Source organism: Streptomyces sp. CA-294286, assembly GCF_050947155.1.
Taxonomy (GTDB): domain Bacteria; phylum Actinomycetota; class Actinomycetes; order Streptomycetales; family Streptomycetaceae; genus Streptomyces.
Genome location: NZ_CP192005.1, coordinates 1,247,787 through 1,263,299 on the forward strand (window position 1 = coordinate 1,247,787; position 15,513 = coordinate 1,263,299).

The 15,513-nt window shown below is 70.1% G+C and carries 17 protein-coding genes and 5 tRNA genes; 5 read left to right on the plus strand and 17 right to left on the minus strand.

Annotated features, from left to right (window positions below; translation table 11 throughout):
* Positions 1-46: 46 nt before the first annotated feature.
* Entirely contained in the window at positions 47-1,012 is a 966-nt protein-coding gene (locus ACQPZG_RS10125) for a thiamine-phosphate kinase (RefSeq protein WP_433545487.1), read from the minus strand.
* Between the two features lie 244 nt (positions 1,013-1,256).
* On the opposite strand from ACQPZG_RS10125, the gene ACQPZG_RS10130 reads away from it, so the two are divergent.
* On the plus strand, positions 1,257-1,490 hold the full coding sequence (locus tag ACQPZG_RS10130) for an Lrp/AsnC ligand binding domain-containing protein (RefSeq protein WP_185034368.1): 234 nt from the start codon (positions 1,257-1,259) through the stop codon (positions 1,488-1,490).
* 20 nt (positions 1,491-1,510) lie between these two features.
* Entirely contained in the window at positions 1,511-1,999 is a 489-nt protein-coding gene (locus ACQPZG_RS10135; protein ID WP_433545488.1) for a DUF3515 domain-containing protein, read from the plus strand.
* Between the two features lie 56 nt (positions 2,000-2,055).
* On the opposite strand, the gene ACQPZG_RS10140 is transcribed toward ACQPZG_RS10135, so the two are convergent.
* From ACQPZG_RS10140 to ACQPZG_RS10150, 3 genes are read right to left on the minus strand one after another with little or no spacing between them, the layout of a single operon-like run.
* Complete coding sequence (locus ACQPZG_RS10140) at positions 2,056-3,228, minus strand: D-alanine--D-alanine ligase family protein (protein WP_433545489.1); 1,173 nt, start codon at positions 3,226-3,228, stop codon at positions 2,056-2,058.
* A gap of 34 nt (positions 3,229-3,262) precedes the next feature.
* Complete coding sequence (locus ACQPZG_RS10145; RefSeq protein ID WP_433545490.1) at positions 3,263-4,264, minus strand: NAD(P)H-dependent glycerol-3-phosphate dehydrogenase; 1,002 nt, start codon at positions 4,262-4,264, stop codon at positions 3,263-3,265.
* Positions 4,261-5,043 carry a lysophospholipid acyltransferase family protein gene (locus ACQPZG_RS10150; protein WP_433545491.1) on the minus strand — a complete coding sequence of 261 codons (783 nt, stop codon included), beginning with the start codon at positions 5,041-5,043 and terminating at the stop codon, positions 4,261-4,263. The genes ACQPZG_RS10145 and ACQPZG_RS10150 overlap by 4 nt, the downstream gene beginning before the upstream one ends.
* Before the next feature lie 277 nt (positions 5,044-5,320).
* Here ACQPZG_RS10150 and cofC point away from each other — a divergent pair, with 277 nt between their 5' ends.
* Positions 5,321-5,938 (plus strand): 2-phospho-L-lactate guanylyltransferase, encoded by a 618-nt coding sequence (cofC, locus tag ACQPZG_RS10155; protein ID WP_433545492.1) that lies wholly within the window; start codon positions 5,321-5,323, stop codon positions 5,936-5,938.
* A gap of 35 nt (positions 5,939-5,973) precedes the next feature.
* Positions 5,974-6,177 (plus strand): hypothetical protein, encoded by a 204-nt coding sequence (locus tag ACQPZG_RS10160; protein ID WP_433545493.1) that lies wholly within the window; start codon positions 5,974-5,976, stop codon positions 6,175-6,177.
* A 183-nt stretch (positions 6,178-6,360) separates the two neighbouring features.
* Here ACQPZG_RS10160 and ACQPZG_RS10165 read toward each other — a convergent pair whose 3' ends face one another.
* The 4 genes from ACQPZG_RS10165 to leuC form a co-directional block, all read right to left on the minus strand.
* On the minus strand, positions 6,361-7,047 hold the full coding sequence (locus tag ACQPZG_RS10165; RefSeq protein WP_433545494.1) for an HU family DNA-binding protein: 687 nt from the start codon (positions 7,045-7,047) through the stop codon (positions 6,361-6,363).
* 154 nt (positions 7,048-7,201) lie between these two features.
* Entirely contained in the window at positions 7,202-7,429 is a 228-nt protein-coding gene (locus ACQPZG_RS10170) for a hypothetical protein (protein WP_433545495.1), read from the minus strand.
* 245 nt (positions 7,430-7,674) lie between these two features.
* Positions 7,675-8,268 (minus strand): 3-isopropylmalate dehydratase small subunit, encoded by a 594-nt coding sequence (gene leuD / locus ACQPZG_RS10175; protein WP_433545496.1) that lies wholly within the window; start codon positions 8,266-8,268, stop codon positions 7,675-7,677.
* Positions 8,269-8,273: 5 nt separating this feature from the next.
* The gene (gene leuC, locus ACQPZG_RS10180) at positions 8,274-9,704 is read right to left on the minus strand and encodes a 3-isopropylmalate dehydratase large subunit (RefSeq protein ID WP_433545497.1); all 1,431 of its coding nucleotides are present in this window, start codon (positions 9,702-9,704) and stop codon (positions 8,274-8,276) included.
* 173 nt (positions 9,705-9,877) lie between these two features.
* On the opposite strand from leuC, the gene ndgR reads away from it, so the two are divergent.
* The gene (ndgR, locus tag ACQPZG_RS10185) at positions 9,878-10,597 is read left to right on the plus strand and encodes an IclR family transcriptional regulator NdgR (protein ID WP_185034348.1); all 720 of its coding nucleotides are present in this window, start codon (positions 9,878-9,880) and stop codon (positions 10,595-10,597) included.
* A gap of 482 nt (positions 10,598-11,079) precedes the next feature.
* Here the strand turns inward: ndgR and ACQPZG_RS10190 are convergent.
* From ACQPZG_RS10190 to ACQPZG_RS10230, 9 genes are all read right to left on the minus strand, one after another.
* Positions 11,080-11,152 (minus strand) — tRNA-Glu (locus ACQPZG_RS10190).
* 62 nt (positions 11,153-11,214) lie between these two features.
* A tRNA-Gln gene (locus tag ACQPZG_RS10195) sits at positions 11,215-11,286 on the minus strand.
* 37 nt (positions 11,287-11,323) lie between these two features.
* Positions 11,324-11,396: transfer RNA gene (locus ACQPZG_RS10200), tRNA-Glu, on the minus strand.
* 63 nt (positions 11,397-11,459) lie between these two features.
* Positions 11,460-11,532, minus strand: a tRNA-Glu gene (locus ACQPZG_RS10205).
* Positions 11,533-11,580: 48 nt separating this feature from the next.
* Positions 11,581-11,652: transfer RNA gene (locus tag ACQPZG_RS10210), tRNA-Gln, on the minus strand.
* Between the two features lie 90 nt (positions 11,653-11,742).
* Positions 11,743-12,462, minus strand: coding sequence for an HAD family hydrolase (locus ACQPZG_RS10215; RefSeq protein WP_433545498.1), 720 nt, complete (start codon positions 12,460-12,462; stop codon positions 11,743-11,745).
* A 91-nt stretch (positions 12,463-12,553) separates the two neighbouring features.
* Positions 12,554-14,038, minus strand: coding sequence for a glutamate--tRNA ligase (gene gltX, locus ACQPZG_RS10220; protein ID WP_433545499.1), 1,485 nt, complete (start codon positions 14,036-14,038; stop codon positions 12,554-12,556).
* On the minus strand, positions 14,031-14,816 hold the full coding sequence (locus tag ACQPZG_RS10225) for a fumarylacetoacetate hydrolase family protein (RefSeq protein ID WP_433545500.1): 786 nt from the start codon (positions 14,814-14,816) through the stop codon (positions 14,031-14,033). Before ACQPZG_RS10225 ends, gltX begins: the two co-directional genes overlap by 8 nt.
* Before the next feature lie 119 nt (positions 14,817-14,935).
* Complete coding sequence (locus ACQPZG_RS10230; RefSeq protein WP_433545501.1) at positions 14,936-15,154, minus strand: hypothetical protein; 219 nt, start codon at positions 15,152-15,154, stop codon at positions 14,936-14,938.
* Positions 15,155-15,513: the final 359 nt, after the last annotated feature.

Genomic DNA, 15,513 nt, shown 5'->3' on the forward strand with positions numbered 1-15,513 from the left:
ACCTGCGAATGTAACGCGGGCGCCGGGCGGCGAAGGCGCCGCCGGGTCAGCCCTCGATGTCGCCGAAGTGGTCCCAGCCGCCCTTGTTCGTCCAGGGCGCCCCGTCGACGGTGACCTGGGGCAGCGCGGACGGGTTCAGCACCTCGCCGATCACCTTCCAGCGGGCGGGCAGCTTCACGTCCGGGGGGAAGGTCGCCACGATCGCGTGGTCCTCTCCCCCGGTGAGCACCCACTGCAGCGGGTCGACGCCGACCGCCTGCCCGATGTCCGACATCTGGGTGGGGATGTCGATGAGGCCGGAGCGCAGGTCGATGCGGACCTTGCTGGCCTCCGCGATGTGCCCGAGGTCCGCGACGAGTCCGTCGCTGACGTCGGTCATCGCGGTCGCGCCGAGCCCGGCCGCGGCGGGGCCCGCGTGGTACGGCGGTTCCGGCCGTCGGTGGGCCTCCACGAAGGCGCGCGGCGAGCGGAATCCGCGGGAGAGCACCGCGTGCCCGGCCGCCGACCAGCCCAGCCACCCCGTCACCGCGACGACGTCGCCGGGCTGCGCGCCGGAGCGCAGCACCGGGTCGTGGTTGCGCAGGTCGCCGAGCGCGGTGATCGCGACGGTGATGGTCTCGCCGCGTACGACGTCCCCGCCGACCACGGCGGCGCCCGCCACCTGGCATTCGTCGCGCAGTCCGTCCATCAGCTCGGTCGGCCAGGTCGCCGGGAGTTCGGCGGGCACGACCAGGCCCAGCAGCAGGGCGGTCGGCACGGCGCCCATCGCGGCGATGTCGGCGAGGTTCTGTGCGGCGGCCTTGCGGCCCACGTCGTAGGCGGTCGACCAGTCGCGCCGGAAGTGCCGGCCTTCGAGCAGGATGTCCGTACTGGCGACGACCCGCCGGTCCGGTGCGGCGACCACGGCCGCGTCGTCGCCGGGCCCGAGCCGTACGGCCGGGGTGGAGGTGAGCCGGGAGGTCAGCTCTCGGATGAGGCCGAACTCCCCCAGCTCGCCCACGGTGCCCTTCATGTATGTGCCCCTTCTGCCCCAGTGCGCTTGCGGTCGCGAGCCGACACTGCTGTAGGTACCGTCAACACGTACGTCAACTTCTGTTCTTCGTACGACGTGCCGTACGGACTGCCGTACGGCTTCGGACGCGCGGCGGCCCCTGTCCCGGCGGTCGCGCAGGTCTCCCCACCGCCCGCGGCGACACGGTACGGTGGCGTCTCTTTCCCCCACCCCACATGATCCTCGTGGCCGCCTTGGAGGTTCCGTGGTACAGGCGTACATCCTCATCCAGACCGAAGTCGGCAAGGCGTCGACCGTCGCCGACCTGATCGGCAAAATCTCGGGAGTCGTCCAGGCCGAGGACGTGACCGGACCCTACGACGTGATCGTGCGGGCCCAGTCGGACACCGTCGACGAACTCGGCCGCATGGTGGTTGCCAAGATCCAGCAGGTGGACGGCATCACACGCACACTGACCTGCCCGGTCGTCCACCTGTAGCCCCGTCTACGCTTGGCCGGATGAAGTCCTCGACCCACCGGCTCGGCCGCACCTCGGCCGCCGCAGCGCTTCTGCTGTCGGCGGCCGTTGCCTGTTCTCCCACCGACGGTTCGCAGGCCGTGGCGGTTCCTTCGCCGCCCGCCGACATCGCGGGGTACTGCAGGGCGCTCCACAAGGAGCTCCCTGCGAAGGTCCTTGAGGACGTGGCACGCCGCGACGCGTCGCCCGAGTCCCCGTACACCGCGGCCTGGGGCGACCCGGCGATCGTACTGCGCTGCGGGATCGACCGGCCCGCCGAGGTGGCCGACCCGTCCTTGCACGGCGCGGAGGTGAACGGGGTGGGCTGGGTGGTCGACGACCGGGGCGAGGACGGGCTGCGGTTCATCTCGCGCTACCGCGAGGCGTACGTGGAGCTGCTGGTCCCCGCCTCCTACCACGCGGACGCGGGCATCCTCGTCGACTTCGCGAAGCCCGTCGACAAGTCGATCCCCAAGACCCTGGACGACTAGCCGGCCCGGGGGTCCGGCCGGTCGTCCAGGGGCGGTGTCCGCCACCCGTACGGGTACTACCGCAGTCCGGTGGGACGCCGCAGCGCCGCCTGGATGAGCCGGTCGATCAGCTCCGCGTAGTCCACGCCGCTCTCCTGCCACATCCGCGGGTACATCGAGATGGGCGTGAAGCCGGGCATCGTGTTGATCTCGTTGATCACGAACTCGCCGTCGTCCTGGAGGAAGAAGTCCGCGCGGACGAGCCCCTCGCAGGACGCCGCGTCGAAGGCCCGGACGGCGAGCCGCTGGAGTTCGGCGGTCTGCGCGTCGGTCAGCGGCGCGGGGACGATCCCGGCCGCGGAGTCGATGTACTTCGCCTCGAAGTCGTAGAAGTCGTGGGCGGAGACCGGCGGGATCTCCGCGGGCACGCTCGCCCGCGGGCCGTCCTCGAACTCCAGCACCCCGCACTCGATCTCGCGCCCGGTCAGCAGCGACTCGACGAGCACCTTCGGGTCGTGCCGCTGCGCCTCCTCGATCGCCTCGTCCAGCCCGCCCAGGTCGCTCACCTTGGTGATGCCCATGGAGGAGCCGCCGCGGGCGGGCTTCACGAAGAGCGGCCAGCCGTGCTCGCCCGCGAAGTCGACGATGCGCGCGCGGGCGGCGGAGGGGTCGGCGGCCCACTCGCGCGGCCGGATCACCTCGTACGGTCCGACCGGGAGCCCGAAGGAGAGGAAGACGCGCTTCATGTACTCCTTGTCCTGGCCGACGGCCGACGCGAGGACGCCGGAGCCGACGTAGGGCACCCCGGAGAGCTCCAGCAAACCCTGGAGCGTGCCGTCCTCGCCGTACGGGCCGTGCAGCACGGGGAAGACGACGTCGACCTCGCCGAGCGCCTTGGGCACCGAGCCCGGCTCGCTGTGGACGACCTCGCGGTTGGCGGGGTCGACGGACAGGACCACGCCGCCCTCGGTGGACTCGGCGAGCTGCTCGACGTTCGGGACATTGCGGTCGGTGATCGCCATGCGGTCGGGCTCGTCGGCGGTCAGCGCCCACCGCCCGTCCGAGGTGATGCCGATCGGCAGCACGTCGTACTTCTCGCGGTCGATGGCCCGCATGACGGCACCGGCCGTGACGACCGAGATCCCGTGCTCGGAGCTTCGGCCGCCGAAGACGACGGCCACGCGCGGCTTGCGCGGCTCCTGGGGCACCTGGTCCTGGTCAGGGCTCTGGGGGAGGTTCTGGCTGCTCATATCGGCTTGAGGGTACCCGCTGCGCCCGCCGGAATCAGCGCTCGGGCTTCGCGCTGCGCGACATGAGTTCCTTGACCGCGACCAGCGGCGGCTTGCCCTCGTGGACGATGCTCACCACCGTCTCGGTGATCGGCATCTCGACGCCGTGGCGCGTCGCCAGATCCAGCACGGACTCGCAGGACTTGACGCCCTCGGCGGTCTGCTTGGTTGCGGCGACCGCCTCCTGGAGGGTCATGCCGCGGCCCAGGTTCATGCCGAAGGTGTTGTTGCGGGACAGCGGCGAGGAGCAGGTGGCGACCAGGTCGCCCATGCCCGCGAGTCCGGCGAAGGTGTGCGGGTCGGCGCCCATCGCGAGGCCGAGCCGGGTGGTCTCGGCGAGGCCGCGGGTGATGAGGGATGCCTTGGTGTTGTCGCCGAGGCCCATGCCGTTGGCGATGCCGACGGCGAGCGCGATGACGTTCTTGACCGCGCCGCCGAGTTCCACGCCGACCACGTCGGTCGTGGTGTAGGGGCGGAAGTACGGGGTGTGGCAGGCCGCCTGGAACCGTACGGCGGCGTCCTCGTCCCGGCAGGCGACCACGGCGGCGGCGGGGTGCCGGGCGGCGATCTCCTTGGAGAGGTTGGGGCCGCTGAGCACGGCCACCCGCTCCTCGGACACCTGTGCGACCTCGGCGACGACCTCGCTCATGCGCTTGGCGGTGCCGAGTTCGACGCCCTTCATCAGGGAGACGATGACCGACCGGGCGGGCAGCAGACCGGTCCAGCCGACGAGGTTCTCGCGCAGCGTCTGCGAGGGGATGCACAGCACCGCGAAGTCCGCGCCCGCGGCGGCCCGCGCCGCGTCGGCGGTCGCCGTGATCCCGGCGGGGAGTTCGACCCCCGGCAGGTAGTCGGGGTTCGTACGGGTGGAATTGATGGCGTCCGCGAGGGCGGCGCGGCGTCCCCACAGGGACACCTCGCAGCCCGCGTCGGCGAGCACCATCGCGAACGCGGTGCCCCATGAACCGTTGCCGAAGACGGCGACCCGTGTCGTCACTTCTCTTCCTTACCCGTCGTCGTCCTCGCCGCGGCCTTCGCGGCCGCCGCCCTGCGCCGCTGCTCGGCGCGTGCCTTGCGGTGGTCGTACACCTCGGCGGGCACCGGTTCCTGCCGCAGCTCGGCGAGGAGTTCGGTGATCGCCGCCATGATGGCCTCGGTCGCCTCGCGCAGTACGTCGGGCGTCGGTTCCTTGCCGTAGAACCGTTCCAGGTCCACCGGCGGTCCGGCGAGCACCCGAAGGGTCTTGCGCGGGAAGAAGTGCGTCTTCCTGCCCTTCGCGTACGGCGGCATGGCGAGGTTCGCACCCCACTGTGCCACCGGGATCACGGGCGCTCGGGTCTGCAACGCGACGCGTGCGGCCCCCGTCTTGCCTGCCATCGGCCACATGTCGGGGTCGCGGGTGAGGGTGCCCTCCGGGTAGAAGGCGACGCACTCGCCGCTCTCGATGGCCGCGATGGCGGCGCGGAAGGCGTTCATCGCGTCCGTGGTCTCGCGGTAGACGGGGATCTGGCCGGTCCCGCGCAGCATCATGCCGACGAACGGGGTCTTGAACAGGCCCGCCTTGGCGAGGAAGCGCGGCACCCGGCCGGTGTTGTACTGCCAGTGCGCGTACGACAGCGGGTCCGCATAGGAGTTGTGGTTCACGGCGGTGATGAATCCGCCCTCCGCCGGAACGTGCTCCATTCCACGCCAGTCACGCTTGAACAGAACCAGCAGCGGGGGTTTGGCGATGACCGCGGCCAGGCGGTACCAGAAGCCGATTCTGTGGCGGGACACTCGGGACACCTTCCTCTGGGACCCTGGCCACTGCACCCCGTGTGCACCTGTGCGCCTGGTTCAGGCGGACAAGTGTCGCCCCGGGCCCCTCGTCTGTCGAGAACACCGTACGCCCCGGGCCCGGGGCCGGGCCTCCTGGTTGCGGGCGCCGCGCGCGACAATGGTCCGCGTTCCGTCGCCGACCACGGGACGAAGGTCCCGACCCGCACCGGACGAAAGGCCCGTTCTGAACCCGCCCCGGCCCCCCGCCTGGTCCCTGGTCGTCCCGCTGAAACCCTTGGCGCGGGCGAAAAGCAGGCTCGCGCCCGCCGCCGGAGACACCCTCCGGCCGGGGCTCGCCCTGGCGTTCGCGCAGGACACCGTGGCGGCGGCGCTGTCCGTCGCGGAGGTACGGGATGTGGTGGTCGTCACGGACGACGAGGCGGCGGGAGCGGCGCTGGCCGCGCTGGGGGCGCGCATCGTGCCCGACGTGCCGGCCGCCGGCCTCAACGCGGCGCTGGCGTACGGGGCGCGGGCCGTGCGGGCGCGGCGACCGGACGCGGCGGTCGCCGCGCTGAACGCGGACCTGCCCGCGCTGCGACCGGCCGAATTGCGGCGGGTGCTGTCCCGGGCGGCGGAATTTCCGCGTGCATTTCTGACGGACGCGGCCGGAATCGGAACTACATTCCTTTCCGCTGCGCCAGAAGTGGAATTGCGGCCCTCGTTCGGGGGACCCTCCCGTATCCGGCACCTCATTTCGGGTGCCGAGGAACTCCTGCTCGAATTCGTGGATTCGGTGCGTCAGGACGTCGACACCGGTGACGATCTCCGGGCCGCGTTCGCCCTGGGAACGGGCCCGCGCACGGCTGCCCTGCGCGGCGCGTTCGCGGACGCCCTGCACCAGCCACAGTGCTGAGGGCGCGACGGGGCGGCTCCCGCTACGCTGCGGTCATGCAGGCGACCGCGTACACATACGACCCCGAAACCCGCAACGGCAGCGTGCTGCTCGACGACGGCACCCCGGTCCCCTTCGACGCGGCGGCCTTCGACGCCGGCGGCCTGCGGCTGCTGCGCGCGGGCCAGCGGGTGCGGATCGAGACGGCCGGGCAGGACGCGTCCCGGCGGATCACCCTGGTGACGCTCCAGACGTTCTGAGCGGGGCCCGTGCGGCCTCCTGATGCTCTTGTGGCACGTGTTTCCCCGCTTCCCAGCCGTAACTCCGCTGCGTCCGTCCGCGGAACGCGCGCCGGAGGCGCCTTGCCCGGCCCCGGAACGCACCGCGGGCCGGGCTCCCCGGAGGGAGCCCGGCCCGGCGTGTGAGTACCGCGCTGCCGTGAACTACTTCTTCTTGGCGGGGGTCTTCTTCGCCGTGGTCTTGCGCGCAGTGGTCTTCTTGGCGGGCGCCTTGGTGGCGGCGGCCTTCTTCGCCGGAGCGGTGTTCTTGGCCGCGGCCTTCTTGGTGGTCGTGGCGGCCTTCTTGGCCGGGGTGGCCTTCTTCGCCGTCGTCGGGGTCGCCTTCTTGGCGGCGGCGCCGGTGGTCTTCTTGGCCGTGGTCTTCTTCGCCGTCGCCGTGGTCTTCTTGGCGGGCGTCGCGGTCGTCTTCTTCGCCGCGGTGGCCTTCTTGGTGGCGGTCGCCTTCTTGGCGGTGGCCTTCTTGGCGGCGGCCTTGGCGGTCGTGCGGGTGGAAGAACCGCCCGAGAGGCTGCCCTTGGGCGCCTTCTTCACGGCGACGTCGTTCTTCGGGAGCTTCTTCGAGCCGGCGACCAGGTCCTTGAAACCCTGACCCGCACGGAAGCGCGGCACGGAGGTCTTCTTGACCCGAACGCGCTCACCCGTCTGCGGGTTGCGGGCGTAGCGGGCGGGACGGTCGACCTTCTCGAACGAGCCGAAACCGGTGACCGAGACGCGGTCGCCCGCGACGACGGCACGCACGATCGCGTCCAGGACGGCGTCCACGGCGTCCGCGGCCTGCTGACGGCCGCCGACCTTGTCGGCAATCGCTTCTACGAGCTGGGCCTTGTTCACGTCTTCCCCTTCGGAGACATTGCCGGAACGAAATGTCCAGGCTTTTTCGCACGTTAGGCAGATATATACCGCAAATCAAACACGAAACGGGCTAATCACCCTAGTGCCGCAACGAAGTAGGTCTTGCGGGAGATCCGTAGACCTGTTGACAGACCTAGTTGCCTTCCGGAAATCGACCCTCGTCGAGGTCCTGAGTGAACCTGTCGAGACGTCTAGCCGCATCGGCGAGATCGTGTTTCGCCGCGGCCGTGATGACCAGCAGCTTCCGGGACAGCGCCATCCGTACGCCCTCCGGGACTTGCAGTGCACGCACCCTTGTGTGTGCTTCTTTCAATCGGTCCGCGACCGCGCCGTAGAGCTTGAGTTGGCTGTCGCGGTCCATGCACCGATTGTGCCATCTGGGGCGAGTTGTCGCCTCCGCCGGGGGCAACTAGCGGAATTCCAGGCTCCATCAGCCCCACCAGTCACTCCAACCCCGGTGTCCAACTTCCGGACTCACAAGCGTAGTTGAGACCCGGAACACAGTTCGGCGCCCCCCGCCACGAATGGCGGGGGGCGCCGAAAGTGAGGCATGGATCTCAGGCCGAACGGGCTATCGCGGCACGGAGAACGAGGCCCGGGAGGGGATCAGGCGCGCAGGGTACTCGGCTTGTGGGAGGGGCGGCTTGATTCGTACGTCGAGATCGCGTCCTCGTTCTGGAGCGTGATGCTGATGTCGTCCAGGCCGTTGAGCAGACGCCAGCGGGCGTTCTCGTCCAACTCGAAGTCGGCGGTGATGCCCTCGGCCCGCACCTGCCTGTCCTGGAGGTCAACAGTGATCTCGGCGGTCGGGTCCTGCTCCACCAGCTCCCACAGCGCGTCCACCACCTGCTGGTCCAGAACCACGGTCAGCAGGCCGTTCTTGAGCGAATTGCCCCGGAAGATGTCCGCGAAGCGGGAGGACACAACTGTCTTGAAACCGTAGTTCTGGAGTGCCCAGACGGCGTGCTCGCGGGAGGAGCCGGTACCGAAGTCGGGGCCGGCGACCAGCACGCTGGCGCCCGCCCGCTCGGGCTTGTTGAGCACGAACTCCGGGTCCTTGCGCCATGCCTCGAAGAGCCCGTCCTCGAAGCCGTCCCTGGTCACCTTCTTGAGCCAGTGGGCAGGGATGATCTGGTCGGTGTCGACGTTGGAGCGGCGCAGCGGGACGGCCCGGCCGGTGTGCGCGGTGAAAGCTTCCATGGTTCTCAGGCCTCCACGAGGGCGGTTGCGTCTGCGTCGGACAGGTCGGCGGGCGAGGCCAGGTGGCCGAGTACGGCGGTCGCGGCCGCGACCTGCGGCGACACCAGGTGCGTACGGCCTCCCTTGCCCTGCCTGCCCTCGAAGTTCCGGTTGGAGGTGGAGGCGGAGCGCTCACCGGGAGCGAGCTGATCGGGGTTCATGCCCAGGCACATCGAGCAGCCCGCGTGCCGCCATTCGGCCCCGGCCTGCGTGAACACCTTGTCCAGGCCCTCCTCGATGGCCTGCAGTGCCACCCGTACCGAACCCGGCACGACCAGCATCCGCACCCCGTCGGCCACCGAACGGCCCTCGACGATCGCGGCGGCGGCGCGCAGGTCCTCGATGCGGCCGTTGGTGCAGGAGCCGACGAAGACGGTGTCGACCCGGATGTCGCGCAGCGGCTGCCCCGCGGCCAACCCCATGTACTCCAAGGCCTTTTCCGCGGCGTGGCGCTCCGAAGCGTCTTCGTACGAAGCAGGGTCGGGGACGTTCGCGGAGAGGGGCGCGCCCTGACCGGGGTTGGTACCCCAGGTGACGAACGGGGCGAGCGAGGCGGCGTCGATGACGACCTCCGCGTCGAAGACCGCGTCGTCGTCGGTCCTCAGCGTCTTCCAGTACGCCACGGCGGCGTCCCAGTCCTCGCCCTGCGGGGCGTGGTCGCGGCCCTTCAGGTAGTCGAAGGTGGTGGCGTCCGGGGCGATCATGCCCGCGCGGGCGCCGGCCTCGATCGACATGTTGCAGATGGTCATGCGGGCTTCCATCGACAGCTTCTCGATGGCGGAGCCGCGGTATTCCAGGACGTAGCCCTGGCCGCCGCCGGTGCCGATCTTCGCGATGATCGCCAGGATCAGGTCCTTCGCGGTGACGGTGTCCGGCAGTTCGCCCTCGACCGTGATGGCCATGGTCCTGGGACGGGCCATCGGCAGGGTCTGGGTGGCCAGTACGTGCTCGACCTGCGAGGTTCCGATGCCGAAGGCCAGTGCGCCGAACGCGCCGTGCGTCGAGGTGTGCGAGTCGCCGCAGACCACGGTGGTGCCCGGCTGCGTCAGTCCCAGCTGCGGTCCCACCACGTGGACGACGCCCTGCTCGACGTCGCCCAGCGGGTGCAGCCGCACTCCGAAGTCGGCGCAGTTCTTGCGCAGCGTCTCCAGCTGGATGCGCGAGACGGGGTCCGCGATCGGCTTGTCGATGTCGAGGGTGGGAGTGTTGTGGTCCTCGGTGGCGATGGTGAGGTCGAGACGCCGTACCGCGCGGTTGCTCTTGCGCAGTCCGTCGAAGGCCTGCGGGCTGGTGACCTCGTGCAGCAGGTGAAGGTCGATGAAGAGCAGGTCGGGCTCTCCCTCCGCGCGCCGGACGACATGGTCGTCCCAGACCTTCTCCGCGAGTGTCCTACCCATCGCTTTCCCTCCGGCCGGCGGCTTTGCCGGCTCAACTAGAGATGTCGGTCCGCCCCGCCGGACCCCCGTACGGGGCGGTGACCGCGGGCCGTTGTACGGCCGCGGGTACAGCGTGACAAGTTCGTTGGAAAATTGAACTTGCGTTTCACAGAGTGAGACGCGAGTATCGACGCATGGACAACTCTAGCGGCGTCGGCGTTCTCGACAAGGCGGCGCTCGTGCTGAGCGCCCTGGAGTCCGGTCCGGCCACCCTCGCGGGGTTGGTCGCGGCCACCGGGCTCGCACGACCCACGGCCCACAGGCTGGCCGTGGCACTGGAACACCACCGGCTGGTGGCCCGGGACATGCAGGGCCGTTTCATCCTCGGCCCCCGGCTCTCCGAGCTCTCGGCGGCGGCCGGCGAGGACCGCCTGCTGGCCACGGCCGGACCGGTACTGACCCATCTGCGCGACGTGACCGGCGAGAGCGCACAGCTCTACCGCCGCCAGGGCGACATGCGCATCTGCGTGGCCGCCGCGGAGCGGCTGTCCGGGCTGCGGGACACCGTCCCGGTCGGCTCCACGCTCACCATGAAGGCCGGTTCCTCCGCCCAGATCCTGATGGCCTGGGAGGAGCCGGAGCGACTGCACCGGGGACTGCAGGGCGCCCGCTTCACGGCGACCGCGCTCTCGGGGGTGCGCCGCAGGGGCTGGGCCCAGTCGATCGGCGAGCGCGAGCCGGGGGTGGCCTCGGTCTCCGCCCCGGTGCGCGGCCCGTCCAACCGCGTGGTCGCCGCCGTCTCGGTCTCCGGACCGATCGAGCGACTGACCCGCCACCCGGGCCGGATGCACGCCCAGGCGGTCATCGACGCGGCGGCCCGCCTCTCGGAGTCGCTGCGCCGCTCGGGCGGCTGAACACCGCTGCCGGTCCCCGGCGGGGGGCCGGCCACCACCGCTCGGCTCCCCCGGTTCCCGCGAACCACCGCTGAGCTTCAACCGGCCCCGCGCGTCACGCACTTCGGCGGATTCGCCCGGTCGTCGCAGCGCCGACCATCCGGCCGGTGCCGAGCAAGGTGGCGGTGGCTGTGTACGTCCACGATCCCCTCGACCCGCAGGCCGGGCGGCTGGTGCGGACGGATGACGCGTGGTTCCGCGGTGCGTACGAGGGGTTCCGCGCCATCGCTCCGGGTGGTCGGAGGCGAAGGATCTCAGGGGTCGCGCGGCGAAGCGGCAGGCGCCGTACGCACGGACGGCGAGCGCGGCACCCGTGACCGCACTCGCGGACCACCGAGGGCCGATGGCACCCGGCCACGACGCGGCGGATCCGTGCGACGCGGGGCCGGACATGCGAAGAGGCCCTCCGCATCACCAGGATGCGGAGGGCCTCTTCTCGTACGTACCCCCGACCGGATTCGAACCGGCGCTACCGCCTTGAGAGGGCGGCGTGCTAGGCCGCTACACAACGGGGGCCTGTGAACTGCAGATTGGTCTTCCTCTTGCGCACCCGAAGGGACCAAGGGAATCAACTTGCGCTGGGCTACCAGGACTCGAACCTAGAATGACGGTACCAGAAACCGTAGTGTTGCCAATTACACCATAGCCCATGGTGGTTGAGACCATTTTGAGTTGGTTGACAACCAGTACCCCCGACCGGATTCGAACCGGCGCTACCGCCTTGAGAGGGCGGCGTGCTAGGCCGCTACACAACGGGGGCCCTAGCGATCCTCGCGTCGATACATCCAGGAGCGACCTGAAGGTGTCGGAAAGAAAGGATCTGTACCCCCGACCGGATTCGAACCGGCGCTACCGCCTTGAGAGGGCGGCGTGCTAGGCCGCTACACAACGGGGGCCCTAGCTGAGCTGCTTCATGCTCTACGAACTTCAACAGCTCTCGCGAGCTGGGCTACCAGGACTCGAACCTAGAATGACGGTACCAGAAACCGTAGTGTTGCCAATTACACCATAGCCCACCAGAACACAACCCCCCGATCGGGGGTTTCTGTTCGGTCTGCGCCTTCCGGCCGGACCTTTCGGCCCGCTCGGGCGGCGCAGAAAGAACATTACCCGAAGGTTCCCGGGGCACCAAAACGGGTATTGCCCGCCAGCAGGTCAGGGAGCTGCGCCAGCCCCGAGACGCTCACCAGCTCCGGATGCCCGCCCGCCCCGCGGCGGTCCAGCCAGATCCCGGTGAGCCCGGCGGCGACCGCTCCGCGGGCGTCGATGTCCGGCTCGTCCCCGATGTACGCCACCTCGTGGGGCGGCAGCGCGAGGGCGTCGCAGGCCGCGTGGAACGCCTCGGGGGCCGGCTTGGCCACCCCGAGCTCCGCGGCGCACAGCACCGCCTCGAAACGGTCGCGCACGCCGAGGACGCGCAGCTTGCGGTCCTGGTTGCGGATGCTCGCATTGGACAGGACCGCGTGCCGATAGCCGTCTGCGAGAGCGTCCAGGACGGGCACCGCGTCCGGAAAGAGCGCCCAGGCGGCCTCGTAGTGGGCCACGTGCCGGGCGAACCAGTCGTCGGCGCCGGCGTCGGGCACGTCCGCACCGAGGAAGTCTCGGATCCGGTCGCGGCGCTGTTCCTCGAAGGTGGAGTGCCCCGCGGCGAACCGCCCCCAGTGCAGCCGGGTGAGTTCCTGCCACCGCGCGAGGGCGTGCTCCGCGCTCTCGTACCCGTGCGGCAGCCCCTCGGCGGCGAAGTGCCGCTGCATCCCGATGCGGTCGGCGGAGGCGTAGTCGAAGAGCGTGTCGTCGATGTCCCAGAGGACGGCGCGGAGGGGCATGGAAGCAGTATTCGCGCATTCGTGCGGCCGAAAACCAGCGGGGACGGCGACCGTGCGGTCGCCGTCCCCTGCCGTTCGTGCGGTGCCGCACCTACCCGGCGAGCTTCGCCAGGGCCGCGTCGATGCGGGTCAGGGTCTTGTCCTTGCCCAGGATTTCGAGGGACTCGAAGAGGGGCAGGCCGACCGTGCGGCCGGTGACGGCGACGCGGACCGGGGCCTGGGCCTTGCCGAGCTTGAGACCGTGCTCCTCACCGGCGGCCAGGACCGCGTTCTTGAGGGACTCCGGGTCCGACCAGTCGGCCGCCTCCAGCGTGGCGCGGGCGCTGGTGAGGAGAGCGACCGGGTCGCCCTTCATGGCCTTGGCCCAGGACGCCTCGTCCTCGACCGGCTCCGCGCGGAACAGGAAGTCGACGTTGGCGGTGATGTCGGAGAGCACCGTGACGCGGGTCTGGGCGTGCGGGGCGATGGCCTCCCAGGCGGGGCGGTCGAACTCCTCCGGGGCCCAGTTGGCGTGCGGGGCCGCCAGCCAGGGCTCGCAGGCGTCGGCGAACGCCTTGGGGTCGAGGAGGCGGATGTGGTCCGCGTTGATCGACTCGGCCTTCTTCAGGTCGAAGCGCGCCGGGTTGGCGTTGACGTCGGCAACGTCGAACTTCTCGATCAGCTCGGGGACCGTGAAGATGTCCTGGTCGGCGGAGAAGGACCAGCCGAGCAGGGACAGGTAGTTCAGCAGGCCCTCGGGGAGGAAGCCGCGCTCGCGGTAGACGTTGAGGGACGCCTGCGGGTCGCGCTTGGAGAGCTTCTTGTTGCCCTCGCCCATGACGTAGGGGAGGTGGCCGAAGGCGGGGATCTCCTTGGCGATGCCGAGGGAGATCAGCGCCCGGTAGAGGGCGATCTGGCGCGGGGTGGAGGAGAGCAGGTCCTCGCCGCGCAGGACGTGGGTGATCTCCATCAGCGCGTCGTCGACCGGGTTGACGAGCGTGTAGAGCGGGGCGCCGTTGGCGCGCACGATGCCGTAGTCCGGGACGTTCTCGGGCTGGACGGTGATCTCGCCGCGGACCAGGTCGGTGAAGGTGATGGCCTCGTCGGGCATCCGGAAGCGGACGATCGCGGGGCGGCCCTCGGTCTCGTACGCCTCCTTCTGCTCGTCGGTGAGGTCGCGGCAGTGCCCGTCGTAGCCGGACGGCTTGCCGGCGGCGCGGGCGGCGTCGCGGCGGGCGTCCAGCTCCTCGGTGGAGCAGTAGCAGTGGTACGCGTGACCGGCCGCCAGCAGCTTCCCGGCGACGTCCTTGTAGAGGTCCATGCGCTGGGACTGGCGGTACGGCGCGTGCGGGCCGCCGACCTCCGGGCCCTCGTCCCAGTCGAGGCCGAGCCAGCGCATCGAGTCCAGGAGCTGCTGGTAGCTCTCCTCGGAGTCGCGCGCGGCGTCGGTGTCCTCGATGCGGAAGACCATGGTGCCGCCGGTGTGCCGGGCGTAGGCCCAGTTGAAGAGGGCGGTACGGACGAGGCCCACGTGCGGGTCGCCCGTCGGGGAGGGGCAGAACCTTACGCGGACGGGGACGGAGGGTGCGTTAGCCACGCTTGATCACCTTGTTGGTGAGAGTGCCGATGCCTTCGATGGTGACGGCGACCTCGTCGCCGACGTTCAGGGGTCCGACACCCGCGGGGGTGCCGGTGAGGATGACGTCTCCGGGGAGGAGGGTCATCGCTTCGGAGAGGTGCGAGACCAGGTCGCCGACCGAGCGGACCATGTCGCTGGTGCGGCCGAGCTGGCGCTGCTCTCCGTTGACCGTGCACTGGATGGTGAGGTCGGCGGGGTCGAGGTCCGTCTCCACCCAGGGGCCGAGCGGACAGGAGGTGTCGAAGCCCTTGGCGCGGGCCCACTGCTTCTCCCGCTGCTGGACGTCACGGGCGGTGACGTCGTTGGCCGCGGTGTAGCCGAAGACCACGTCCTTGACGCGGTCCGCGGGGACCTCGCGGCACATGCGGCCGATGACCACGGCCAGTTCGGCCTCGTGGTGCAGTTCGGAGGAGAAGGAGGGGTACGCGATCGAGTCGCCGGGGCCGATCACCGAGGTGGACGGCTTGAAGAAGGCGAGGGGGAGGTCCGGCACCTCGTTGCCGAGTTCCGCCGCGTGCTCCGCGTAGTTGCGGCCGATGCCCACGACCTTGCTGGGCAGCACGGGCGGCAGGAGGCGCACCTTGCTGAGGGGGACCTTGACGCCGGACAGCTCGAAGTCGGCGTACGGGATGCCCTTGATGATGTCGAGGACGAGGTCACCGGAGTCAACGGTTCCGTCGCCCTCGACCGCGCCGAAGGCGACGTTGCCGTCGATGGAGAATCTGGCGATGCGCACGGTGTGCCTGTGCCCCTCACTGAGCTGGCGGAAGTCTGACGCTCCAGGCTAACGCGGGTGGGGGTGGCGACTTCGCCCCGTTCGGCGTGCGGGGCTCCGGCGCGCGGCGCGGGGCCGCGTTACGCGGAGACGGCCTCGGGGAGCTGCTGGGCCTCCGGGGCGACCATCAGGACGGTGCGGCGGGCGTTCGCGGTGACGGCGGGCAGTTCCTGGGCGTACTGGGGCAGGGCGGCCGTCTTGGGCGTGGCGGAGGAGTCCAGGTGGGCGAGCGTCGTGCGCTGCGGGTTGGCCAGGTTGCGGATCGCAGGGGCCGACTTCTTCGCCGTCTTCGTCGTCATGTGCAGGTCGCGCCTATTCGTGAGGGCGCCGCGCGGGCGCCGATGGTCGGATTCGCAATCCCTGTAAAGCGTCAGGCTAAACATCCGCTTCCCGGCCAAAGCCGGGAATGTGCGGGGATCTTCGTGTGAGTTTGCTCACGGGTTGTTGGGCAAATGTCGCAATTCGGGCTGTTGATCTTGCGGAGGGAAACGGACATTGCATGCCTGAAGGCACCATTCCGCTCCCGATCATCCCGTGTGGGGCGCGACCGGGGCACCCCCCACCCCTAAGTGACTCGTCAGTAATTGCCCGTTTGATACCGATAAGGACTCTACGACTGGTGACCCGGTCGACACAAAGCGTCACTCCGGCCGTACCG